Source organism: Psychrobacter sp. AOP31-B2-9, assembly GCF_052378005.1.
GTDB lineage: Bacteria > Pseudomonadota > Gammaproteobacteria > Pseudomonadales > Moraxellaceae > Psychrobacter.
The window spans coordinates 1-1,922 of the sequence record NZ_JBQSXG010000247.1 but is presented as its reverse complement, the minus strand read 5'-3'; the positions used below and the strand labels follow the sequence as shown (position 1 = coordinate 1,922).

Genomic DNA, 1,922 nt, shown 5'->3' with positions numbered 1-1,922 from the left:
AATTTTTTTACCTGCGATTTTTTTCGTTATATCTTTTGTCATCATCTCTATCCCTTCTATCGTCTCTTTTATCATTGCTATTTTTGTTTTTGTCGTGCTTTCTGTCCTTATATTTACTCTTATTCCTATGTTCTTTTTTGCCTACATCTTTATTGCGATGGTCGTTGTAAACTTTACGATGTAAATCTTGAGGCAGCTGATGACTATGGTTAATCGCATGACTGTTACGATAAATAGGGCGATTATCGTGAGGTGGCGCTACAGTGGCACATCCTACTAGCGTTCCTAGTAGAGCGATAGACAGCCCAGAGGTTGAAAGTGTTTTTATAATTGAGCCTTGTGGGGTTTTCATAATACAAATCCTTGTTGTCTGCCTAGCAAAATGAACGTACGTTTTTAACTTAAAAAATAGGATTACAGCCGTACTATAGTCAGTCCTAAATGAAAGAGATATAACTGTGCGATTTTGGTCTACACTTTCCTTGCTTGTTGTATGACGTAGGACAGAGGCTACGTAAAATGCACCTAGTATCGCTATATTTATTTTATAGCGGAACAACGATCAGCCTAAAATTGGTTACACCCATTATGTAGTGGTTTGATTTTAGTGCAGCGCAAAATTTTAGTACGATATAAGTTAATGAAATATATCATTAATCATAGAGTATAAAACTTGAGGTTAGGTGTCACTTGCGTTAAGACGTTGTAAGTGACATGTGTATAATCGGGCAGCATTATCAAGATAACTAACAAACAATAATAAATAATGAGAAAGACATGCCATTCGAACTGATTTTGTTTTCAGGATTTGCAGGTGCAACTGTGTTTATAGGGGGCGTACTGGCGAACATATTTGATCATCACATCAAAGACAGCCCTTTTAAGTCGCAATTGGTTCATACACTCATGTCATTCGGCGCTGGCATAATACTGTCAGCATTAGCCTTAGTGCTAATACCCAAGGGTATGGAAGTGCTGAGCGTTTGGGGCGTGATGGCATCGTTCTCACTAGGTGCTGTGCTGTTTATGTTCATTGATCGTAGACTGGCAAAGTCAGGAAGTCAGCAAGCGACGTTGCTAGCGATGATGATGGACTTTGTACCTGAATCTATTGCTCTTGGAGCTGTTTTTGCCATCGAACCACAAATGGCGATATTATTAACAGTATTTATTGGTTTGCAGAATTTACCTGAAGCTTTTAACTCTTTTCGCGATTTGGTACAGAGTGGTTTCAGTGTCAAAAAAACCTTGGCTATTTTCTTTATATTAAGTTTCTTTGGTATTATTTCCGCGCTGATTGGGCATTTTTTATTGAGTCAGCATCCTAGTATGACAGCATACCTCATGACTTTTGCCAGTGGTGGGATACTTTATCTGTTGATTCAGGATATTATTCCTGAGAGTAAGCTAAATAGTAATTATATGACTTCGTTAGGCGCAACCTTTGGGTTTTTGATTGGTGTTGTCGGTGAAATGCTTATCTAAAAACAATGTAAACTGGCTCGTTATAAAGCATTTGTAAGCATATGCTTACACGCAATGACGCTTATGCGACTTAACAGGGGATTAAGATTTAGGCATTATAGTTACACGGCATTAGGAAATGTGACTCAAGGATTGAGTTGACCGCATTAAGGATAATGATTCACTTACTACTATCAGGATGAGAATAGTAAGTGGAGTAAGGACACATAACCGTTGCTGATAGTAGTTAATCCTACTATAGATAGTAAAAGGGCAGGATGCCTAATATCACAACATGCTGAATATTATGCAAGGATGCATAGGAAACAGCTGTGATAAGTAACATGGATAGTTAACAATAAAACCGCATAACAATTTATTGCTATGCGGTTTTATCGTGTCTGGACGATGCTCACCAGTATGCAGCTCTGTATTATAGCGATCGCACTATAAAGTTA

General features: G+C 38.0%; 2 protein-coding genes. One reads left to right on the top strand and one right to left on the bottom strand.

The window, feature by feature from the left end; translation table 11 throughout:
- Positions 1–7 precede the first annotated feature (7 nt).
- Positions 8–352, bottom strand: a complete 345-nt coding sequence (locus tag ACT3SX_RS14875) for a hypothetical protein (protein WP_192520699.1) — start codon at positions 350–352, stop codon at positions 8–10.
- Positions 353–777: 425 nt separating this feature from the next.
- Here ACT3SX_RS14875 and ACT3SX_RS14870 point away from each other — a divergent pair, with 425 nt between their 5' ends.
- Entirely contained in the window at positions 778–1,485 is a 708-nt protein-coding gene (locus ACT3SX_RS14870) for a ZIP family metal transporter (RefSeq protein WP_192520700.1), read from the top strand.
- Positions 1,486–1,922: the final 437 nt, after the last annotated feature.

Excerpts from the sequence above, each read along its gene's own strand:
- ACT3SX_RS14875 (WP_192520699.1), bottom strand. The coding sequence starts at position 352 with ATGAAAACCCCACAAGGCTCAATTATAAAAACACTTTCAACCTCTGGG.
- ACT3SX_RS14870 (WP_192520700.1), top strand. The coding sequence starts at position 778 with ATGCCATTCGAACTGATTTTGTTTTCAGGATTTGCAGGTGCAACTGTG.